The organism is Clavibacter lycopersici (assembly GCF_003576405.1).
GTDB classification, from domain to species: Bacteria; Actinomycetota; Actinomycetes; order Actinomycetales; family Microbacteriaceae; genus Clavibacter; species Clavibacter lycopersici.
In genome coordinates this window covers 1-1,537 of record NZ_QWGT01000385.1, presented here as the reverse complement: position 1 = coordinate 1,537, position 1,537 = coordinate 1, and the positions used below count along the sequence as shown (strand labels likewise).

Here is a 1,537-nt window from a genome sequence, read left to right as displayed (position 1 = left end):
GGCTGCACGTCGCCGCGTCGACCGGGCCGGCGCCGGCCGCCCGCTGAGTCGCGGGCGACCGGACACCCCACCCGCCGCGATCAGCCGGCCGCCGGGCCCGTCCGGTGCACGCGCGCGGCCGTGATCAGCGCGTCGAGCAGCACGAAGCCGACCAGCGGGATCCCGACGAGCGGCAGGAACAGCCCCACGCCGACGCCCACCGCGACGATCGCCGCGATCCCCCACCACGGCGCCCGCACGAGCGCGCCCGCCGGGGCCGGACGGCCGGGACGCGCGACGCCCGGCCGGCGCTTCCACCACATCAGGTACCCGAACACGACCATCGCGGCGATGCCGAGCGCGGTCGCCGCGAGGAGCAGCTGGTTCGGCAGGCCGAACATGGATCCCTGGTGCGTGTCGATCCCCCACCGCGCCAGCTTCGCGGGCAGCGGGTGGTCGGCGAAGTCGGTGCGGCCCACCACCTGGAGGGTGCTGCCGTCGACGGCCACCTGGTCTACCTCGGTCGGGAAGCTGCGCTGGATCTCGCTCACCGTCCACGCCGTGCTCGCGTCCTTCGGCGGCGTTATCTCCACCAGGCCGACGTCCACGTTGACGCCCCGCGCGACGCGCAGGACCTCGTCGAAGGTCGCGGGATCCACCTCCGGCGTCGTGGTGGGCGCCGCGCTCCCGTGGTGGCCGGCGTGCGGATCCGCCGCAGAGGCCGCGCCCGCGCCCGCCCCCGGCAGCGCGGTCGTCAGGGTGGGCGTCTGCCAGCTGAGCGCGGCGCGGAGGTCGGTCACGTTCTGCCCGCCGTACTGCGACCACGTGATGCCCGTCGCCGACAGGAACAGCGCGCCCGCGACCAGCCACACGCCTGTCGAGGCGTGCCAGGAGAGGATCCGCCGGTAGCCGGTGGCCCTGGCGTCCGGCCGGACGAGGTCGCGGCGGCGCGTCGCCCGTCGCCAGCGCGCGACCCAGAGGCCGAGGCCCGCGACCGTCACGATGCCGAGCCAGCTGGCGGCGAGCTCGCTGTAGAGCCGGCCGGGGTCGCCGAGGCCGAGCGTGCGGTGGAAGTGGCTGATCGCGGTGCGGAGCGGCAGGGCGCCGCTCGTGCCGTAGACGGGCAGGTCGCCGCGGATGGACGCGTCGGCCGGGTCGACGAAGATCGCGCGCGTCTGGCTCGGGATGAGGCCGTCGCCCGTGAACATGACGCGCGTGGTGTCGCCCGGCGCGGGGGCCGGGCGGACGGCGACGAGGGTGCCGGATCCGCCGACCACGGCCTCCGCGGCCTCGACCTGCGCGGCCAGCGGCACGGTGGATCCGGTCGCCGGCGCGTGCAGCTCGTCGGCGTAGACCACCTGCTCGACGCTCGGCGCGAGCGCGTAGGCGGCGCCGCTCAACGCCGCGACCAGGATGAACGGGCCCACGAGGATCCCCGCCAGGAAGTGCAGGCGGAGCAGCAGCGGGAGGAACCAGCCGCGCTGCGGGCGGGTGATCGCGGGGGTCGCGGCGGGCGGGGCGGCCTCGGGCGCATCCGCGGGACCGGCGGCGTCCGCGC

At 76.8% G+C, this 1,537-nt stretch carries 1 protein-coding gene; it reads right to left on the bottom strand.

Annotated elements, in window-relative coordinates:
- Positions 1 to 80: 80 nt before the first annotated feature.
- A partial coding sequence (locus tag DZG00_RS15360; RefSeq protein WP_375342512.1) for a PepSY-associated TM helix domain-containing protein occupies positions 81 to 1,537 on the bottom strand: 1,457 nt, incomplete at its 5' end.